Raw genomic sequence first — 18,146 nt, forward strand, 5'->3', positions numbered from 1 at the left:
TACTGCGAGACCTGGTTAGCACAGATTTAAGGAACAGAGATGATGCAGCCCATTTCAGGTATGCCCGCACGCCCTCCCGGCGAAGGCCAAAACCCTCCTTCCGTTGCCGGTGAACAGCCACTGTCCACGCAGCAGCGTACCGTGCTGGAACGATTGATTACCCGTTTGATTTCGCTTACCCAACAGCAAAGCGCTGAGGTGTGGGCTGGAATGAAGCACGATCTGGGCGTCAAAAGTGATACGCCATTGCAGTCACGTCACTTCCCCGCAGCAGAACAAAACCTGAATCAGCGTCTGGGGGTTGCTCAGCAGAATCATGCTAACCGTCAGGTTCTGTCGCAGCTCACTGAATTACTGAGTCAGGGAAATAATCGCCAGGCGGTGAGTGATTTTATCCGTCAGCAGTATGGGCAAACGGCGCTCAGCCAGCTCACGCCTGAGCAGTTAAAGAACGTGCTCACTCTGCTGCAGCAGGGGCAGCTTTCGATACCGCAGCCGCAGCAGCGCCCGGCAACCGATCGCCCTTTATTACCCGCCGAGCACAATACGCTGAATCAGTTGGTCACTAAGCTGGCGGCCGCCACGGGAGAGTCGGGGAAAATGATCTGGCAGTCCATGCTGGAACTGTCTGGTGTAAAAAGCGGCGAGCTGATCCCGGCAAAACAGTTCACCCATCTGGTGACATGGCTGCAGGCGCGCCAGACCCTCAGTCTGCAAAATGCGCCGACGCTGCAAACGCTGCAGGCGGCGCTAAAACAGCCGCTGGAGCCAAATGAGCTAACGGCCATAAAAGAGTATGCACAGCAAACGTACCAGATCCAGCCGCAAACGATCCTGACGGCGGTACAAGTGCAGGACTTGCTGAATCAAATCTTCCTGCGCCGCGTGGAACGTGACCGGGAGCAGGAATTAAACGATCCGCGTCATCTTCAACCCATTTTCAGCCCGTTCGCACCGGTGATTGAAACAATAAAAACACTGTCGGCACGACCGGGGCTGATATTTGTCGCCTTGCTGGTAGCATTAGCCCTGTTCTGGTTGCTTGCTTAACCTTTTCGCAGAGTCAGCAGCGTCACGAAAATGCCCACCACCGCGGAAATCGCCCCGGCAAGGAATACCGAGGAGTAACCGTATGCAGTGGCCAGAACCCCGGCGACAGGACCGCTTATGCCGTAGGAGATATCCTGAAACGCGGCGTAACCGCCGAGAGCCGTACCACGAACCTGGGCAGGCACTCGCTTCACGACCTCCACACCCAGCGCCGGGAAGATCAGCGAACACCCGGCCCCGGTTAATGCCGCTCCCAGCAGCGCAATCCAGGCAGATGGAGCCTGCCATAGTAGAATCAGACCCGCGGTTTCAACCAGTAAAGAGACAACTGCGACGTTAACCCCGCCAAACCTGTCTGGCATCCAGCCAAACAGAATACGCATCAGCACAAACGCCCCGCCAAATGCAGTCAGAGTGAAACCCGCCATCGTCCAGCCGTTGCTGACAAAATAGAGCGAAATAAAGGTACCGATTACCGCAAAACCAACGCCCTGCAGCGCCAGGCCCAGACCAGGTTTCCAGATAAGTCCCACCACGCTCCACAACGAAGGGCGTTCTCCTGCATGCGCAGGCACTTTACGCACGGTACCGTTGAACGCCCATGCCAGCAGCGGTAATACCATCGTGGTTCCCGCCAGCGCCGCGAAGCCAAAGTGGCTGTGGATCAGTAGCCCCAGCGGTGCACCGGCCGCCAGCGCGCCGTAAATCGCCATTCCGTTCCACGACATCACCTTACCGGAGCGCGTTGGCCCGACCAGCCCAAGCCCCCAGGTCAGCGTTCCGGTCAGTAACTGGCTTTCACCACAACCGAGGATCAAACGCCCAACGATCAACAACGCAAACTTCACCGGAACGGAGACGGGCAATAGCGCGGCTAACAGCCACGCCGCACCCGCCAGCGCACAGGCAAACATCCCCTGTAGCGCCGAACGTTTAGCGCCATATTGATCGGCTAAGCGCCCGGCGTAGCCGCGCGTTAATACCGTTGCCAGAAACTGGACGCCTACGGCGATACCGACCATGGTGTTGCCATAGCCCAGTTCCTGATGCACAAACAGAGGAATGACGGGCAAAGGTAAACCGACCGTCATATAGGTCAGGAAAACCGCAAAAGCGATACGAAACAGCGAAAAATTCGCCGAAGGTGTTTTTTCTTGTTGGGTTACAGCTGTCATGCGTTACTCCAAAATGCAGAGTAAGGCGAGGAATGTCCACGCCCCCTCTACCTGACTATCAGGATTAAGGTGCGTTGGATAACGTTAAACGCTTACGCATTATCAAGAGGATAATGTTGAAGCTGGAGTCTGCCTGCGAGTGGCCCTGGCTGTCAACTGTGAAAGCATCGCAGTGCGTTTCAACGCTGTGATTTCTCTACGAACAAAAAGGGAAATACCGCATCAATGCCTTTCGCTCTGAACCGCTCGGTTACCTGTTCACGCTGCTGCGGCGTCAGGAGCAGGAACATCATATCCCAAATCTCTTTGGGTCCTGCTTCCTGCACGATGTTGCGATCTGGTGCTTCGGTTTTCTCATTTTCATTCAGATACGAGCGTAGATACAGTGGGAACACAGAAATATGAAATTCCTCGGCCTTAGATTTCGCACGCTTGCGCTTAACGCCCTCTTTCCCTTCACTGTAGGTATTTAAGCGCAGGCGTACAGCGGGTGCGCTTCCAGGAAACCCCGGTAATTCAAGACACTCCTTTACCGTGAACCACTCTTTTACCATCAGTTTCTTTCCTTTCTGCTGATGAAATAAAAATATTTTTTCTTTTTCGCGAAATTTCAAATTAATTCTGGCACTATTCCTACGATAAAAAGAAAGTAACGTTCTTTTGTCTTTCTAATTTATAACTTGAAAAATATCGGTGCCGATAACACATCTTCTTAGGATTACAGAATGGAACAAAAAAGCCAAGACTGGCATCGTGCAGATATTAAAAGTGCACTGGAAAAAAGAGGTATTACACTCAGAGAATTGTCACGTTCGGCGGGTTTATCTCCTGACTCGCTGCGTAATGTATTTACCCGCAGTTGGCCCCGTGCAGAACAGATCATCGCACAGGCGCTGGAAACCACGCCGGACGTAATTTGGCCGTCACGCTATCTTGCAAAATCAGCAAAAAAAACCGTTACAAAGAATAACCATCAATTATAAATATATTAACCAAAATTTACCCGGCGGATTTATTAATATCTCAATAAAATACATTTACGATATTAATAGCACTATCGACCCTTCCCATCAGATTAAATCCTGTTAAAGCAATACGCGAACTTATTACCTATTCCATTAACAGGAGTCATGATGAGCTGGAATAAAACAACAGCAGTTAATCACGCTAAATCCCACGCGAGTTCACATTCTCAAGGACGCTGCGCGGAATTTACCCGCAAAGCCATTCAGGCAGGAGGTATCACTCTTGGGCATACTTATCATGCTAAAAATTATGGCCCCATGCTAAAAAGTGCCGGTTTCAGCGCCATTGGCCACTTTGAACAGCCCCGAGAAGGAGATGTCATCATCATTCAGCCGTATGAGGGAGGAAACCCAAGCGGTCATATGGCGATATTTGACGGCCAGGAGTGGTACTCCGATTTTAGACAGCGTGATATGTGGACGGGGCCTGGCTATCGGGCGGCAAAACCGTCATACACCATTTACAGGAAACAGTAATGAAAGCGTTCTCGTTGATTGCTCTGGTTTTGTTACTTTGTGGCTGTTCTTCATTCCACCGTGACAGCACTCAGGATGTTAAACAATTCTATCTCGCGTGGATGTCCGCATACACACAAGATCAAGACACGTCCGCACTCATGCAACGCTATGTAGCGAAAGACGTTATCAATCGTCTGGCGCTGATTGATAGTCTTTACGAGCAGGAAATACGGGATTCTGACTACTTTATGTACGTGCAGGATTACGACCCAGAATGGATCCCGCAGTTACGGGTTGGACCGGCTCAACCTTTTCTCGGTGGCGAAAAGGTGGAAGTGCAATTAGGTGGGCCGACAGGCGAAGCACCCATGCTGCTGGAAGTGTATACGCGTTGGGAAGACAGGCGCTGGAAAATTTATCGCGTTCGCGATATTCGCGATCGTTATGAACAGCCCATCTACAGTACCGGGGATATTACCCGTGCGAAAGCATGGTCTACGGAGATCGCACCGGAGTACGAAAAGATGAATAAGTAAAAAAGGGAGCCATCAGGCTCCCTTTTGCATCTCATTTTTGCAGACTTACGCTTTCAGCTTACGCATAACCAGCGTGGCGTTGGTACCGCCAAAACCGAAGCTGTTAGACATAACAGTCGTCAACGCTTGCTCGGTCGGTTTAGTCACGATGTTCAGACCTGCAGCCTGCTCGTCCAGCTCTTCAATGTTGATGCTCGGCGCGATAAAACCGTGTTCCAGCATCAGCAGAGAGTAGATGGCTTCCTGAACGCCAGCCGCACCCAGTGAGTGACCGGTCATGGCTTTGGTTGCAGAAATGGCCGGGCTGTTATCGCCAAAGACTTCGCGGATTGCGCCCAGTTCCTTCACGTCGCCTACCGGAGTAGAAGTACCGTGGGAGTTCAGGTAATCAATCGGGGTATCAACACCGTGCATCGCCATCTGCATGCAGCGAACTGCACCTTCACCTGACGGAGCAACCATATCTGCGCCATCAGACGTTGCGCCGTAACCTACGATTTCAGCATAGATGTGCGCGCCACGAGCCAGTGCGTGTTCCAGTTCTTCGACAACAACCATACCGCCGCCGCCTGCGATAACAAAACCGTCACGGTGTGCATCATAAGTACGGGAAGCCTGAGACGGGTTGTCGTTATATTTGGTAGACAGCGCGCCCATTGCGTCGAACTCGCACGCCATTTCCCAGCACAGCTCTTCGCCGCCGCCAGCAAAAACGATGTCCTGCTTGCCCAACTGAATTTGTTCAACAGCGTTGCCGATACAGTGTGCAGAAGTCGCACAAGCAGAGCTGATGGAGTAGTTGACGCCGTGGATTTTGAACGGTGTCGCGAGGCAGGCAGAAACGCCGGATGCCATCGCTTTGGTGACCACATACGGGCCAACCGCTTTCAGACCACGCGGGCTACGCATTGCGTCAGCGCCGAATACCTGAAAACGCGGAGAGCCGCCGCCGGAACCTGCAATCAGGCCAACGCGCGGATTGTTCTGGTAATCTTCTGCAGCAAGGCCGGCATCAGCCACTGCCTGCTCCATAGAAAGGAAAGCATAGATGGATGCGTCGCTCATAAAGCGCACTACTTTGCGGTCAATGAGGCCAGTGGTATCCAGTTTTACGTTGCCCCAGACGTGGCTACGCATGCCGGAGTCCTTCAGCTCCTGAGAGAAAGTGATCCCTGAACGTCCTTCACGCAGAGATGCCAGGACTTCCTGCTGGTTATTACCGATGCTGGAAACGATGCCCAAGCCAGTAATCACTGCACGTTTCATTCAATACCTCTGTAAGTCGCACTATTTTAAAGTTTCGAGTGGCACAATAGCGTACACTTGTACGCCGAACAAGTCCGATCAGCCATTTAATGTGGAAATTTGCGCAGCCAGGCACTCCTCGTTAAGATCGGGGCACAGCCTGCCAGACGAGTAACTTACGTGAAACAATACGCAATACAACCTGCCAACCTTGAATTCAACGCTGAGGGTACACCTGTTTCCCGAGATTTTGACGATGTCTATTTTTCCAATGATAACGGGCTGGAAGAGACACGTTACGTCTTCCTTGGCGGCAACCACCTCACCGCACGTTTTCCTGCGCACCCACGCCCGGTGTTCGTGGTGGCAGAAAGTGGCTTTGGTACCGGGCTAAACTTCCTCACGCTCTGGCAGGCATTCGCCACCTTTCGCAACGCACACCCTGACGCTACCCTGGAAAGATTACATTTCATCAGTTTTGAAAAATTTCCGCTGACGCGTGAGGATCTGACATTAGCGCATCAGCGCTGGCCAGAACTTGCCCCGTGGGCCACGGCGCTGCAAGAGCAATGGCCGCTGCCGCTGGCGGGATGCCATCGCCTGCTCCTTGATGAAGGACGCATCACGCTGGATCTGTGGTTTGGCGATATTAACGAACTGACCAGTAAGCTCGATGACTCTCTGAATCAAAAAGTGGACGCCTGGTTTCTGGACGGCTTCGCCCCGGCAAAAAATCCGGATATGTGGACGCCAACACTCTTTAACGCCATGGCCCGACTGGCCCGTCCGGGTGGCACGCTGGCAACCTTCACTTCTGCAGGCTTTGTGCGTCGGGGGTTGCAGGAAGCCGGGTTTACGATGCAAAAATGCAAAGGCTTTGGTCGCAAACGCGAAATGCTGTGTGGCGTAATGGAACAGACGCTGACGCTCCCCTCCTCGGCACCGTGGTTTGCACGTACCGGAACAGAAAAACGCGAAGCCGCCATTATTGGCGGTGGTATTGCCAGCGCATTACTGTCTCTGGCGCTACTGCGCAGAGGCTGGCAGGTCACGCTCTACTGCGCTGACGATAAACCCGCGCAGGGTGCTTCCGGCAATCGTCAGGGCGCACTCTATCCGTTGCTCAGTAAACATGATGCGGCGATTACGCTTTTCTTCCCCACCGCATTTACCTTTGCTCGTCGCCTGTACGATGCCCTACCCGTTAATTTTGCCCATGACTGGTGTGGCGTCACGCAGCTCGCCTGGGATGAGAAAAGCCAGCAAAAAATCAGCCAAATGCTGTCCCTTGAACTGCCCGATGCGCTCGCCGTCGGGGTGGACGCAGACCAAATTTTGCAAACAACAGGCGTTGTGACCGAATGTGATGGCATCCAGTACCCGGCCAGCGGATGGCTGTGTCCGGCACAACTTACCACCGCCGTTCTCGACTATGCGACAACGCTTGGGTTGCGTACCCACTACCAACACACACTGACCTCACTTGCTCATCAAACCGATAGCTGGCAGCTGCAGTTCGCCAGCGGAGAAGCAGCAACACATGAGGTCGTGGTTCTGGCGAATGGGCACTGTATTCACCGTTTTGAACAGACTCAGTCACTACCGGTGTATTCCGTTGGCGGCCAGGTAAGTCACATTCCCACGACGCCTTCGCTTTCCACACTGCGTCAGGTTCTGTGCTATGACGGCTACCTTACCCCGCAAAACCCGGAAAATCAGCAGCACTGTATTGGCGCCAGCTATCATCGGGGGAGTGAAGAGACGTCGTTCCGTCATGATGACCAGCAGCAAAACCGTCAGCGTTTGATCGACTGCTTGCCGGATGCGGCATGGGCGAAAGAAGTGAACGTCGGTGACAATGCAGCCCGTTGCGGCGTCCGTTGTGCCACGCGCGATCACTTACCGATGGTCGGTAATGTGCCGGACTATAATACCACACTCGATCAGTATGCCCGGCTTGCAGAAGACAAAGAGCATGCTTTACGCGCACCGGTATACCCGGATTTGTTCATGTTGGGCGCACTGGGGTCACGCGGGCTATGTTCTGCCCCGCTATGTGCAGAAATTCTGGCCGCGCAAATGAGTGATGAACCGATCCCAATGGATGCCAGCACGCTGGCGGCGCTAAATCCGAATCGCCTGTGGGTACGGAAGTTATTGAAGGGTAAAACGGTGAAATAAGATACCATCTCATTATTGCCTGATGCGCGGCGCTTATCAGGCCTACAACCCCAATCTGAATCGTTTGTGGGTAAAAAAATCGTAGGCCGGGTAAGCGTAGCGCCACCCGGCAAGCTGAGAATGCCGGATGGCGGTCGGCTACGGGCAATGATTATTTTGTCGCCTTCTGGAACAGGGTGTCCCACATCTCTTTCACTAATGCCTGGTCGCGAGGCGAGAGTTCGCCCGCACTGATGGCTTTCTCCAGGCTGCTGGTCACATTGGCGTACAATGCTTCAGCGGAATGGTCCTCACCACCGTCCAGTTCAGCAACGGCCAGCGTCAGGTGCCCACGCAAGTAACCACTGGCAAACAACTCATCATCGCTGGCGTGCTCTACCATATCGTCGATTAATGCCAGAATGCGTGATTCAAACTCCGCGATCATCTTCTTTCCTCATTGTAAACGTGGCATCGGCGTCAGTTGAGCGCTTCGGGCCACGGGAATTGTTCCGCCTTAAGTTCAGGCGTGTGATAATAATTTTGTAGTGCGTTAATGAAACGCGCCGGGCGTTCGGGGATCCCCTTTTCCAGATACTCCATCACCTGGGCATGAACGCGGCGCTGGAATACCACGCGATCTGGTTCAAAGTCCCCTTCCAGGTTGTCGCAACTGACGTTAAACGGGTAGCCCGCCGCCATGCAAAACAGCCAGTCAAACGCCTGCGGCTTCACTTCCACATCTTCAAACTGACATTGCGTCTTCGCGTCGCGGCCATCGGGGCAGTACCAGTAACCGAAATCGACCAGCTCACGGCGCGCCTTACCAGCGATGCACCAGTGTGAGATTTCGTGTAACGCGCTGGCGTAATAACCATGCGCAAAAACGATACGGTGATACGGTAATTCCGCATCAGCAGGAAGATAGATCGGTTCGTCGTCGCCTTTAATCAGACGGGTATTAAATTCATCGGCAAAGCAGCCGTTAAATATCTCAATTAACTGTTCGTAGTGATGGGTATTATTCATTAGTTCATCCCCAGCCAGTGGAGAATCTCCTGTCCATGATTATCATAAAGTAGCTTGGCGCTCATCACGGCGGAGACGATGACAATCATTGGCCGAATGAGTTTTTGTCCTTTACTGAGCACCAGCCGCGAGCCCATCCGTGCGCCAATAAACTGGCCAATGAGCATCACAAATCCGGTCGCCCAAATCACTTTGCCGCCGAGAGCAAACAGCAATAGCCCACCGATATTCGATGTGGCATTTAATACTTTGGCGTGGGCCGTCGATTTCGCCAGGTTATAGCCGCATAACATGACAAAGGCCAGCGCGTAGAACGACCCCGCCGCCGGACCAAAAAAGCCATCGTAAAAGCCAACACAGCCACCGGCTACCAGCGCGAAAGGCAACCCGTGCAATCGACGCTGCCGATCTTCTTCGCCCACTTTCGGCATTAACAGAAAGTAAAGGCCAATACAGATAACCAGAACCGGCAGGATCTGACGCAGAATATCTGACTGCACGTGCTGAACCAATAGCGCGCCGCTCATTGACCCGATAAACGTCATGAAGATATTGAGCTTCTGATCCGCCAGGTTAACCACACCACGACGAATAAAATAGAGGGAAGAAGAGATAGATCCGCCACAGGCCTGCAGCTTATTAGTCGCCAGCGCTTGTGCAGGTGGCATCCCGGCCGCCATCAATGCCGGGATGGTGAGTAAACCACCGCCTCCGGCCAGAGAATCAATAAAACCTGCCAGCATCGCCACAAAAAAAAGCACACCCAGCAGCAGCGGAGACACCATAAACAAATTGGCAAAATGATCCATTAGAGTACATGCTCGTCCAGTAGCGCCTGGCAGGAAGGCGGCAACGGCGGCGGTGTCTTCTTCTCAGGCTTGGTGGTTCCAGGTTTTGGAGGTTCGAACCAGCTTTGCAGCTCCGCGCCGCAGCCGTCACCCGGTGGCGGTAACGGTTGATCTTCGCACTCAAGACTGTCGGCAGGACAACGTAACCGGACATGCATATGCGCACGATGCTGGAACCATGGCCGCACTTTACGCAACCAGTCCCTGTCGGTCCCCGCATCCAGACAAAGTTGCTGCTTAATCGCCGGATTCACGAAAATACGCGTTACTTCATTATCTTTTGCCGCCAGCCTGATCAGGCTGAAAATCTCCGGCTTCCACAGTGACGGCACGACACGTTTGCCGTCCTGTGAGACCAAATCTAACGCCTGCGGCCGCAGCAGTTGCGACTGGGTCCAGCGCGTTTTTGGCAGTTGCAGGAAAATATCGACATCCAGCCCAGTCTGGTGACTGGCATGACCGCCATTAAAACGCCCACCGGCCGGCATACCCATATCACCGATTAACACCGTGCCCAGCCCCAGATTATTAGCCTGATTACTCAGGCGCTGGATAAACATCACCAGGTCCGGATGACCAAAGTAACGGCGCTGATCGGTGCGCATCACCTGATAGTGTTCTGACTGTACCGGCAGCGTATCCGCCCCCACGATACAGCCATTGGAGAATGCGCCGATAGACTGTGCGCTACCCGCAACCGGATGGGTAATTTTCTGCCAGGGCGTCGCCGCCAGACAGGCGGTGCTGGCAAGCAGAGCCAGCGCCGCAAGTGCCATTTTTTTCATTTCTTACCAGCGTGGAATGTCAGTCTTCACATCCGCATTTTGCGCCCGCTGGCGCAACAGGTGATCCATCAATACGATCGCCAGCATCGCCTCGGCGATCGGCACTGCGCGGATCCCAACGCACGGATCGTGCCGACCTTTAGTGATCATTTCAACTTCTTCACCAAAGCGGTTAATGGTGCGCCCCGGAACGGTAATACTGGACGTCGGTTTCAGCGCCATATGAGCAATGATTTGTTGCCCGCTGCTGATCCCGCCCAAAATGCCACCCGCATGATTGCTCTGGAAACCGCCTTTGGTGATTTCATCACGGTTCTGACTGCCGCGCAGCGCCACAACGTCAAATCCGTCGCCAATCTCAACGCCCTTAACGGCGTTAATGCTCATCAGCGCATGGGCGATGTCGGCATCCAGGCGGTCGAATACAGGTTCGCCAAGACCTGCCGGCACACTGTCAGCGACAACGGTGACTTTTGCCCCAATGGAGTCACCCTCTTTCTTCAGTCCACGCATTAGTTCGTCCAGCGCGTCGATTTTATCCGGGTCCGGGCAAAAGAAGGGATTCAATTCGACCTGAGACCAGTCTTTAATCTCCAGCGGAACATCGCCCATTTGAGTCAGACAGCCACGGATTTTAACGCCGAATTTTTCCGCCAGATATTTCTTGGCGATTGCTCCCGCCGCTACGCGCATTGCCGTTTCACGAGCGGATGAACGTCCACCGCCACGATAATCACGCAGGCCGTATTTCTGCTCGTAGGTATAGTCGGCGTGTCCAGGACGGAAAACATCCTTGATGGCGCCATAATCCTGAGAACGCTGATCGGTATTTTCGATCAGCAGACCAATACTCGTACCCGTGGTGACGCCTTCGAATACGCCGGAGAGGATCTTCACTTGATCTGGTTCCCGACGCTGGGTAGTGTAGCGCGACGTGCCCGGACGACGCCTGTCGAGATCGTGCTGCAGGTCGGCTTCTGTCAGAGGAATGCCCGGCGGAACACCATCAACGATACAACCGAGCGCCAGCCCGTGTGATTCACCGAAGGTCGTTACGCGAAAGAGTTGCCCAATTGTATTTCCTGCCATCACGGCTCCGTTATGCGTGTTGTGTATCTGCGCGTGTAGTTAGTCTTTGTAAATGCTGAAGTGCTCACGAGCGGCTACTAACTGCTCTTTGGTCAGCATGAATACACCGTCTCCACCGTTGTCGAATTCCAGCCAGGTAAACGGCACATCAGGGTATTGCTCTATCAGATGTACCATGCTGTTTCCGACTTCACAAATCAGAATACCGTTATCAGACAGGTAGTCCGGAGCATTGCCCAAAATGCGGCGAGTCAGCTTCAGTCCATCACTACCGGATGCCAGACCCAGTTCAGGCTCATGGCGGTATTCGTTCGGCAGGTCTGACATGTCTTCCGCATCAACATACGGCGGGTTAGTGACAATCAGGTCATACTGGATTTTCACCAGATCGCGGAACAGGTCGGAACGGATTGGCGTGACGTGATGAATCAGACCGTGCTCTTCAATATTGTGTTCGGTAACCGCCAGCGCATCCGTCGAAATATCAACCGCATCCACTTCAGCTTCCGGGAAGGCATAGGCGCAGGCGATAGCAATACAACCGCTGCCGGTGCACATATCGAGGATATGCTGCGGCTGCTCGTTGATAAGACCCGCAAAGCGGTTATTGATCAGCTCGCCAATCGGCGAACGCGGAACCAGCACGCGCTCATCAACATAAAATTCATGCCCGCAGAACCAGGCCTTGTTGGTCAGGTAAGCCACCGGAATACGCTCGTTGACGCGACGAATTACACGCTCAACAATACGATGACGCTCGCTGGAGGTCAGACGTGCGGTACGCATGTCCTCAGGAATATCCAGCGGTAGATAAAGAGACGGCAGCACCAGCTGTACGGCCTCATCCCACGGGTTATCCGTGCCATGGCCATACCAGATGTTCGCCGCGCTAAAACGGCTGACCGCCCAACGCAACATGTCCTGAATGGTATGCAGTTCACTCACTGCTTCATCGACGAAAATTTTATCCACGTATTCCTCCAGGGCATGCTCGTATTAATTTCGGCGGCTAGTTTGCCACGAAGACGGCGATAAATCAGCATTCACACGGGGCCTGAGCGCGAAAATTGCGTTTTAAGCGATCGGATGCCCGCCGAGTCGGGTTAAACTAACGGAAAATAAAAGTTGAGACTCTCGAATGAAAAAGAAAACATCGCTCAGCGAGGAGGATCAGACGCTGTTTCGCCAGCTGATGACCGGCACGCGTAAAATTAAACAGGACACCATTGTTCACCGACCTCCACGTAAAAAAATTGCCGAGGTTCCGGTTAAAAGACTGCTACAGGAGCAGGCTGATGCCAGCCACTATTTCTCGGATGAGTTTCAGCCGCTGCTGAATACGGACGGCCCGGTAAGATACCTGCGTGCCGACGTCAGCCATTTCGAACTGAAGAAAATGCGCCGTGGCGATTACTCCCCGGAGCTGTTTCTCGATTTGCACGGATTGACGCAACAGCAGGCTAAACAGGAGCTCGGCGCATTGATTGCCGCCTGTCGTCGTGAGCATGTCTTTTGCGCCTGCGTAATGCATGGCCACGGGAAGCACATTCTGAAACAGCAAACGCCGCTGTGGCTGGCACAACATCCGCATGTGATGGCCTTCCATCAGGCACCGAAAGAGTACGGTGGCGATGCTGCACTACTGGTACTGATCGAAGTGGAAGAGTGGTTGCCACCTGAACTCCCCTGAGCCTGCGATTCAGAAACAGAAAGAGCCGCATTTGCGGCTCTTTTATTTTCCGGATGGCGGCTCTGCCTTATCCGGAGGATGAAACATGGCACGGGTTCGATTAAATCGCTTTTGCCATTTTCAAATTACACGGGCTCATCTGCCAGTTAAAAATGCCCTTTCCGCTCTCATCAAGCGTTACGCTGGCTATTGCAGATGTGGTAAACATCGGCGGCGTTTCACCCGGGCAAAGCTCAGACACCAGATATCCCACTAACGGTAAGTGAGAAATCACCAGCGCCGTCGCGATACCTTCATTGGCCAGAGCCTGTAAATAGGCGCTGACCAGACCGACATCGCCGCAGGGAGTCAGCTCCGGCAAAACATCCACACCGGCTGGCAGGTTCATACACTCTCCCACCACATCCAGCGTCTGTTCGGCTCGTAGGAACGGGCTCACCAGAACACGTTCGATATCCACTTTTTGACCTTTCAGCCAGTTCGCCATCAGGCGAGATTCGTCACAACCACAAGAGGTTAAAGGACGAACCGAATCACTGGCGGCATCGAGGGCCGCGTCGCCGTGACGCATGATAAAAACTTGCATATTGCACCGCTTTTGTTAACCAGAATCACCAACACGTTTACACAAAGCCCCTATTGGCTGTGGTAACTATGTGGTGGCCGGCATTGTGCCTTATCCATTCACCGAATGAAACGCTGTTTTTTACCTCAACGGCGTAAGTATAGTCAATCTCTGTTTACATTTTGAGCGCGACACATACATTCGGTGCGGATTCATCCTACCTTTGACCTCATGAATTCAGGTCAGTTTCCCCGATATTCCAGAATCTTTCACCACGTTCCGCCATCTGCAATAACTGTTCACACGGAGTAAACCGTGAACCATATTGCGTGGACAGTCGTTGCAGAACCGCAACCACTTCACCCGCACCGAGAGAATCCATATACCGGAACGGGCCGCCGAGGAATGGCGGAAAACCAATACCAAATACAGCGCCGATATCACCATCACGTGCGCTGCGGACGACCTGCTCACCAAAACAGCGTGCTGCTTCGTTAAGCATTAACATGACACACCGCTCGGCAATTTGCGGAGCTGCGAGTTGGCCCTGACCCTGGACGCCAATAAGCGTATAAATTGCAGGGTCGACCTGTTTTTTGCTTTTACGCCCTTTCGCGCCATAAAGATAGAAACCCCGACCATTTTTTCTACCTTTGCGATCGTCATTCAAAATTGAAGCAACAACATTTGCAGGCGCGCTAAAACGTTCTCCATATGCGGCCTCAAGCACTGGTATAATTTTAGTGCCCGTATCAATTCCGACCTCATCCAAAAGTTGGATTGGCCCTACCGGAAAACCAAACTTAACCAGCGCGGCATCAATCGCGTCGACACGTTCGCCTTCGGTCAGCATGCGAATCGCTTCGTTGATGTAAGGCGCTAAAATACGGTTAACGTAAAAGCCAGCCTTATCCTGGACAACAATCGGCGTTTTTCCCTGTTTTTTCGCTAACTTAACGGTTGTGGCAATCGTCTGCTCAGAGGTTGTTGCATGCGGGATCACTTCCACCAGTGGCATTTTTTCTACCGGGCTAAAGAAGTGCAGACCAATTACCTGCTCAGGTCTGGCAGCATTAGCCGCAATATCGCCAATCGGTAAAGATGAGGTGTTCGATGCAAAAATAGTATGAGGGGCACAATTCTGCTCAATTTCTGCCACCATCTGTTGTTTTAATGACAGATCTTCGAATACTGCTTCAATAATCAGATCGCGATGAGCAAAACCGCGATAATCGGTGGTTCCCGAAATCAGCGCCAGCTGTTTGTCACGTTCACCCGCTTTGATATGACGGCGACGAACCTTCGTTTCAAGTTGATCCCAACTGTACTTCAGCGCGTGGTTGATTCCTTTAGCATTAATATCTTTGATGCGCACCGGCAAGCCGCCTTTACAGGCAGTGACGTAAGCAATACCGCCGCCCATCAGGCCACCGCCCAAAATACCGACGCTATTCAGCGGGCCGGGCTTCGCTTCACTACCGGGATCCTTTTTCACATCGGTATTGGCAAAAAAGATGTTCCGTAGCGCCTTAGACTGCGAAGTCATCGCCAGCTCGCCAAACGCGCGAGCTTCCGCCTCATAGCCGCTGCTGCTGCCCTGCGCGAGACCGGTTTCGATCACCTCAAGAATGCGGTCCGTTGCGGGGTAGTTGCCCAGCGTTTTTTGCGCCGTCTTTTTGCTGACCATACGAAACAGCAGCGCACGTCCCAGCGGCCCCGCCAACACGCGTTCACGTACGGGCAGAACCCGGTGCGCCGAACTGTCTTTTTTAGCCAGTTCAACCGCAGCTTCCAGCAAAATGGTCTGTGGTACAACTTCATCCACCAACCCCACTTTTAGCGCCTGTTTTGCCCGGAGCTGTTTTCCTGTCAGGATCATATCCAGCGCTGTACTGACACCAATAAGACGGGGCAATCGCTGGGTGCCCCCGGAACCGGGAAGCAGGCCTAACTGCACTTCCGGTAAACCCAGCACGGTTTTAACGTCATCGGTACAGATACGGTTATGACAGGCCAGCGCCATCTCCAGCCCACCGCCCAGACAGGCACCATGAATCGCGGCGACAACCGGGATCGGCAAGGCATTAATTTCCGCCATGATCTGCTGCCCCTGACGGGCCAGCGTTTCAGCTTCCTGTGCGCTGCGGCAATCACCTATCATGTTGATATCGGCACCGGCGATAAAATTATCGGGTTTCGCCGAAATGAACACGACGCCACGCAACGCTTTATTGTCGCGAATTTGTTTCAGAATGGCCCGAACCTGAGAAGCGAACTCCGCTTTCAGGGTATTCATTTTCTCTCCGGGTACATCAATGGAGACAACGGCGACGTTATCCAGACGCACGTTGAGCGTAAAAGCCGATGTCATTTCCATTATTCTGCCTCCAGAACCATTGCCGCACCCAAACCACCTGCCGCACATGCGGTGACTAAACCAAACCCACCGCCACGACGGCGTAGTTCATGGAGGGTTTGGGTGATCATTCGTGCACCGGTTGCGGCGAATGGGTGCCCATAGGCAATTGAGCCACCCAGCACGTTAAATTTACTGTCGTCGACTTCGCCAGTAGCATGGGAGCGCCCCAGCACTTCGCGGGCAAAACGCTCGCTGCCCAGCAACTGGAGGTTCGCCAGCGTTTGTGCGGCAAAGGCTTCATGCATATCAATGAGCGTTAAATCCGCCATGGTTAACCCTGCGCGCTCCAGGGCCAGTGGTGTCGACCATGCAGGCCCCAACAGCATGTCCTGCCAGACATCGATGGCGGTAAAGGCAAAACTACGCAGATATCCCAGCGGTACCAGCCCCAACTCTTTCGCACGCGATTCCGTCATCAAAATCACGGCGGCTGCGCCGTCCGTTAGCGGGGTACTGTTTGCTGCGGTGACGGTGCCGTGCTTGCGGTCAAACGCCGGACGTAGTTTGGCGTAATCCGCCAGCGTAGAGTTACCGCGAATATTGTTATCTTCCGAAAAAGGATCTTTAAACGGCGGCGCATAGGTCGTCATCACCTCATCCGCTAGTTTTCCTTCAGACCATGCCTGTGCTGCGCGCTGATGAGAACGGTGCGCCAGGGCATCCTGTTGCTCTCGGGTAATACCATAGGTTTTGGCCATTTGCTCAGCCGTATCCCCCATACGCAAACCGGTGGAATACTCGGCGACGGCAGGCGGCACAGGCATCAAGTCACGTAAGCGCAATCGGGAAAAGAGTTTAAGGCGTTGACCGGTTGTGCGGGCTTTATTGACATCCACCAGTACTCGCGCCAGCTTTTTGCTGACGCCAATAGGCAGAACGGAAGAGGAGTCTGCGCCGCCGGCAATCCCAGCACGAATAGTACCGGCCATCAGGCTTTCAGCGACATTCGCCACGGCCTGAAAGCTGGTTGCACAAGCCCGGCTTACGCTGTAGGCATCGGTATGCACATTCATCCCGGTTCCCAGAACGATTTCCCGGGCAATGTTGGGGGCTTCTGGCATTTGAACCACCTGGCCAAAAACCAGCTGTTCAATAACATCAGCAGGTATTTCGCTGCGGGCCAGCAATTCACCAACAACCATTTTTCCCAAATCAACGGCGGGAATGCCATGAAACGCGGTAGCCTGACGGGCAAATGGCGTACGCAATCCGCTCACGATGGCTATACGGTCGCCCTGGCGGGTAACCAGCGGTAAAGCCTGACTCATAACACTCCCCTGTAAAAAATAAAAATAAGTGGTCTGACCTGATCATAGTCTTAACCAATTTTTTACATTTAGCCAAGCGGGGAGAAAAGAAAGTGAGAGCTATGACACAGTGAATAGTCACTGACTGTTACGAAAATGCCCTTGCCACCAGGTGGCAAGGGCATGAGCAGAAGGGATTAACGCAGGCCCAGCTGGAAAATCAGCGTTTCAGCTTCACAGGCAAAAACAAAATCGATATCCAGACGCACACCCTCTGACTCTTCAGTGAAAGTCGAGGTGATTTTGCAAGGTTCAGATTCCACGCTACGTGCCTTCTCAGTCAGAGCGGCCAGCGTTTCTTCTGCCTCTGCGCGATTCGCGAACACGCGGCTGTAGGAAGCGGTGCAATCGGAGTTGTCCATGATGGTGCCAACATCCATACAGCAGCAAACCGGGGTTTCATCAGCACTGCATTTACTCATTGTAGATTTCCTCTGTATTCGCACCCGAGGTGCCAGATAAACGATAGGGACATTTTACGCTCCCATTATTCGCCTCTCCAGTCGTTAATTGTGCGAAATGAGATAAGTGACAGAAATCACACTTAAAAATGATCTAAAACAAAAATCGCCCAAACAGGTGAGTGCGCGTACCCGCAATTTTGCCAGCTGAATCGCGTTTCTTAGATCAGAATTGAAAATATTTATAAACATACTTGCAACATTCTGGCTGGTCCGACCTATACTCTCGCCACTGGTCTGATTTCTATGTGGTACCTCAGACCCTACACTTCGCGCTCCTGTTACGGCATGTAACATAGTTTG

General features: G+C 53.1%; 19 protein-coding genes. 6 read left to right on the forward strand and 13 right to left on the reverse strand.

The annotated features are described in order from the left end of the window. The first annotated feature begins 42 nt into the window (after window positions 1-42). Window positions 43-1,050, forward strand: coding sequence for a flagella biosynthesis regulator Flk (flk, locus tag RYZ59_RS01620; RefSeq protein WP_318044704.1), 1,008 nt, complete (start codon window positions 43-45; stop codon window positions 1,048-1,050). Here the strand turns inward: flk and RYZ59_RS01625 are convergent. Both RYZ59_RS01625 and RYZ59_RS01630 read right to left on the reverse strand, forming a co-directional pair. Continuing rightward, on the reverse strand, window positions 1,047-2,225 hold the full coding sequence (locus RYZ59_RS01625) for an MFS transporter (RefSeq protein ID WP_318044436.1): 1,179 nt from the start codon (window positions 2,223-2,225) through the stop codon (window positions 1,047-1,049). The genes flk and RYZ59_RS01625 overlap by 4 nt on opposite strands. Window positions 2,226-2,404: 179 nt before the next feature. Next, window positions 2,405-2,779, reverse strand: coding sequence for a hypothetical protein (locus RYZ59_RS01630; RefSeq protein WP_202039679.1), 375 nt, complete (start codon window positions 2,777-2,779; stop codon window positions 2,405-2,407). A gap of 171 nt (window positions 2,780-2,950) precedes the next feature. Here RYZ59_RS01630 and RYZ59_RS01635 point away from each other — a divergent pair, with 171 nt between their 5' ends. The 3 genes from RYZ59_RS01635 to RYZ59_RS01645 all read left to right on the forward strand — a co-directional run bounded on the left by RYZ59_RS01635 (window position 2,951) and on the right by RYZ59_RS01645 (window position 4,245). Continuing rightward, the gene (locus RYZ59_RS01635; RefSeq protein WP_202038178.1) at window positions 2,951-3,208 is read left to right on the forward strand and encodes a transcriptional regulator; all 258 of its coding nucleotides are present in this window, start codon (window positions 2,951-2,953) and stop codon (window positions 3,206-3,208) included. A gap of 150 nt (window positions 3,209-3,358) precedes the next feature. Then, window positions 3,359-3,727, forward strand: coding sequence for a hypothetical protein (locus RYZ59_RS01640; RefSeq protein ID WP_318044706.1), 369 nt, complete (start codon window positions 3,359-3,361; stop codon window positions 3,725-3,727). Continuing rightward, on the forward strand, window positions 3,727-4,245 hold the full coding sequence (locus RYZ59_RS01645; RefSeq protein ID WP_318044442.1) for a YbjP/YqhG family protein: 519 nt from the start codon (window positions 3,727-3,729) through the stop codon (window positions 4,243-4,245). The genes RYZ59_RS01640 and RYZ59_RS01645 overlap by 1 nt, the downstream gene beginning before the upstream one ends. 45 nt (window positions 4,246-4,290) lie before the next feature. On the opposite strand, the gene fabB is transcribed toward RYZ59_RS01645, so the two are convergent. Next, window positions 4,291-5,511: a beta-ketoacyl-ACP synthase I gene (gene fabB, locus RYZ59_RS01650; protein ID WP_005129715.1), complete on the reverse strand. Its 1,221-nt coding sequence runs from the start codon at window positions 5,509-5,511 to the stop codon at window positions 4,291-4,293. 159 nt (window positions 5,512-5,670) lie between these two features. Here fabB and mnmC point away from each other — a divergent pair, with 159 nt between their 5' ends. Continuing rightward, entirely contained in the window at window positions 5,671-7,671 is a 2,001-nt protein-coding gene (gene mnmC / locus RYZ59_RS01655) for a bifunctional tRNA (5-methylaminomethyl-2-thiouridine)(34)-methyltransferase MnmD/FAD-dependent 5-carboxymethylaminomethyl-2-thiouridine(34) oxidoreductase MnmC (protein WP_318044444.1), read from the forward strand. Window positions 7,672-7,822: 151 nt separating this feature from the next. Here mnmC and RYZ59_RS01660 read toward each other — a convergent pair whose 3' ends face one another. From RYZ59_RS01660 to prmB, 6 genes are read right to left on the reverse strand one after another with little or no spacing between them, the layout of a single operon-like run. Then, window positions 7,823-8,098 (reverse strand): YfcL family protein, encoded by a 276-nt coding sequence (locus RYZ59_RS01660; RefSeq protein WP_005129722.1) that lies wholly within the window; start codon window positions 8,096-8,098, stop codon window positions 7,823-7,825. 32 nt (window positions 8,099-8,130) lie between these two features. Continuing rightward, on the reverse strand, window positions 8,131-8,679 hold the full coding sequence (locus RYZ59_RS01665) for an elongation factor P hydroxylase (protein ID WP_016153873.1): 549 nt from the start codon (window positions 8,677-8,679) through the stop codon (window positions 8,131-8,133). Next, window positions 8,679-9,488: a sulfite exporter TauE/SafE family protein gene (locus RYZ59_RS01670; protein ID WP_137384189.1), complete on the reverse strand. Its 810-nt coding sequence runs from the start codon at window positions 9,486-9,488 to the stop codon at window positions 8,679-8,681. Before RYZ59_RS01670 ends, RYZ59_RS01665 begins: the two co-directional genes overlap by 1 nt. Then, entirely contained in the window at window positions 9,488-10,312 is an 825-nt protein-coding gene (gene mepA / locus RYZ59_RS01675) for a penicillin-insensitive murein endopeptidase (RefSeq protein ID WP_202038175.1), read from the reverse strand. The genes RYZ59_RS01670 and mepA overlap by 1 nt, the downstream gene beginning before the upstream one ends. 3 nt (window positions 10,313-10,315) lie before the next feature. Further along, the gene (aroC, locus tag RYZ59_RS01680) at window positions 10,316-11,401 is read right to left on the reverse strand and encodes a chorismate synthase (protein ID WP_318044449.1); all 1,086 of its coding nucleotides are present in this window, start codon (window positions 11,399-11,401) and stop codon (window positions 10,316-10,318) included. 39 nt (window positions 11,402-11,440) lie between these two features. Next, window positions 11,441-12,373 carry a 50S ribosomal protein L3 N(5)-glutamine methyltransferase gene (gene prmB / locus RYZ59_RS01685; RefSeq protein ID WP_005129736.1) on the reverse strand — a complete coding sequence of 311 codons (933 nt, stop codon included), beginning with the start codon at window positions 12,371-12,373 and terminating at the stop codon, window positions 11,441-11,443. A 166-nt stretch (window positions 12,374-12,539) separates the two neighbouring features. Between prmB and smrB the strand changes: the two genes are divergently transcribed. Continuing rightward, entirely contained in the window at window positions 12,540-13,091 is a 552-nt protein-coding gene (smrB, locus tag RYZ59_RS01690; RefSeq protein ID WP_003839296.1) for an endonuclease SmrB, read from the forward strand. A gap of 100 nt (window positions 13,092-13,191) precedes the next feature. Here smrB and sixA read toward each other — a convergent pair whose 3' ends face one another. The 4 genes from sixA to RYZ59_RS01710 form a co-directional block, all read right to left on the reverse strand. Next, window positions 13,192-13,677 (reverse strand): phosphohistidine phosphatase SixA, encoded by a 486-nt coding sequence (gene sixA / locus RYZ59_RS01695; protein ID WP_048211041.1) that lies wholly within the window; start codon window positions 13,675-13,677, stop codon window positions 13,192-13,194. A 208-nt stretch (window positions 13,678-13,885) separates the two neighbouring features. Next, window positions 13,886-16,033, reverse strand: a complete 2,148-nt coding sequence (gene fadJ, locus RYZ59_RS01700; RefSeq protein ID WP_202038173.1) for a fatty acid oxidation complex subunit alpha FadJ — start codon at window positions 16,031-16,033, stop codon at window positions 13,886-13,888. Beyond that, window positions 16,033-17,343, reverse strand: a complete 1,311-nt coding sequence (fadI, locus tag RYZ59_RS01705; RefSeq protein ID WP_318044455.1) for an acetyl-CoA C-acyltransferase FadI — start codon at window positions 17,341-17,343, stop codon at window positions 16,033-16,035. The genes fadJ and fadI overlap by 1 nt, the downstream gene beginning before the upstream one ends. Window positions 17,344-17,519: 176 nt before the next feature. Beyond that, on the reverse strand, window positions 17,520-17,804 hold the full coding sequence (locus RYZ59_RS01710) for a YfcZ/YiiS family protein (RefSeq protein ID WP_137384194.1): 285 nt from the start codon (window positions 17,802-17,804) through the stop codon (window positions 17,520-17,522). Between the last annotated feature and the right edge of the window lie 342 nt (window positions 17,805-18,146).

This window comes from Citrobacter sp. HN-141 (assembly GCF_033341895.1).
Taxonomy (GTDB): domain Bacteria; phylum Pseudomonadota; class Gammaproteobacteria; order Enterobacterales; family Enterobacteriaceae; genus Citrobacter.

What these genes read in the sequence shown, in the direction of transcription:
- flk (WP_318044704.1), top strand. Translation starts at nt 43, where the DNA reads ATGCAGCCCATTTCAGGTATGCCCGCACGCCCTCCCGGCGAAGGCCAA.
- RYZ59_RS01625 (WP_318044436.1), bottom strand. Translation starts at nt 2,225, where the DNA reads ATGACAGCTGTAACCCAACAAGAAAAAACACCTTCGGCGAATTTTTCG.
- RYZ59_RS01630 (WP_202039679.1), bottom strand. Translation starts at nt 2,779, where the DNA reads ATGGTAAAAGAGTGGTTCACGGTAAAGGAGTGTCTTGAATTACCGGGG.
- RYZ59_RS01635 (WP_202038178.1), top strand. Translation starts at nt 2,951, where the DNA reads ATGGAACAAAAAAGCCAAGACTGGCATCGTGCAGATATTAAAAGTGCA.
- RYZ59_RS01640 (WP_318044706.1), top strand. Translation starts at nt 3,359, where the DNA reads ATGAGCTGGAATAAAACAACAGCAGTTAATCACGCTAAATCCCACGCG.
- RYZ59_RS01645 (WP_318044442.1), top strand. Translation starts at nt 3,727, where the DNA reads ATGAAAGCGTTCTCGTTGATTGCTCTGGTTTTGTTACTTTGTGGCTGT.
- fabB (WP_005129715.1), bottom strand. Translation starts at nt 5,511, where the DNA reads ATGAAACGTGCAGTGATTACTGGCTTGGGCATCGTTTCCAGCATCGGT.
- RYZ59_RS01660 (WP_005129722.1), bottom strand. Translation starts at nt 8,098, where the DNA reads ATGATCGCGGAGTTTGAATCACGCATTCTGGCATTAATCGACGATATG.
- RYZ59_RS01665 (WP_016153873.1), bottom strand. Translation starts at nt 8,679, where the DNA reads ATGAATAATACCCATCACTACGAACAGTTAATTGAGATATTTAACGGC.
- RYZ59_RS01670 (WP_137384189.1), bottom strand. Translation starts at nt 9,488, where the DNA reads ATGGATCATTTTGCCAATTTGTTTATGGTGTCTCCGCTGCTGCTGGGT.
- mepA (WP_202038175.1), bottom strand. Translation starts at nt 10,312, where the DNA reads ATGAAAAAAATGGCACTTGCGGCGCTGGCTCTGCTTGCCAGCACCGCC.
- aroC (WP_318044449.1), bottom strand. Translation starts at nt 11,401, where the DNA reads ATGGCAGGAAATACAATTGGGCAACTCTTTCGCGTAACGACCTTCGGT.
- smrB (WP_003839296.1), top strand. Translation starts at nt 12,540, where the DNA reads ATGAAAAAGAAAACATCGCTCAGCGAGGAGGATCAGACGCTGTTTCGC.
- sixA (WP_048211041.1), bottom strand. Translation starts at nt 13,677, where the DNA reads ATGCAAGTTTTTATCATGCGTCACGGCGACGCGGCCCTCGATGCCGCC.
- fadJ (WP_202038173.1), bottom strand. Translation starts at nt 16,033, where the DNA reads ATGGAAATGACATCGGCTTTTACGCTCAACGTGCGTCTGGATAACGTC.
- fadI (WP_318044455.1), bottom strand. Translation starts at nt 17,343, where the DNA reads ATGAGTCAGGCTTTACCGCTGGTTACCCGCCAGGGCGACCGTATAGCC.
- RYZ59_RS01710 (WP_137384194.1), bottom strand. Translation starts at nt 17,804, where the DNA reads ATGAGTAAATGCAGTGCTGATGAAACCCCGGTTTGCTGCTGTATGGAT.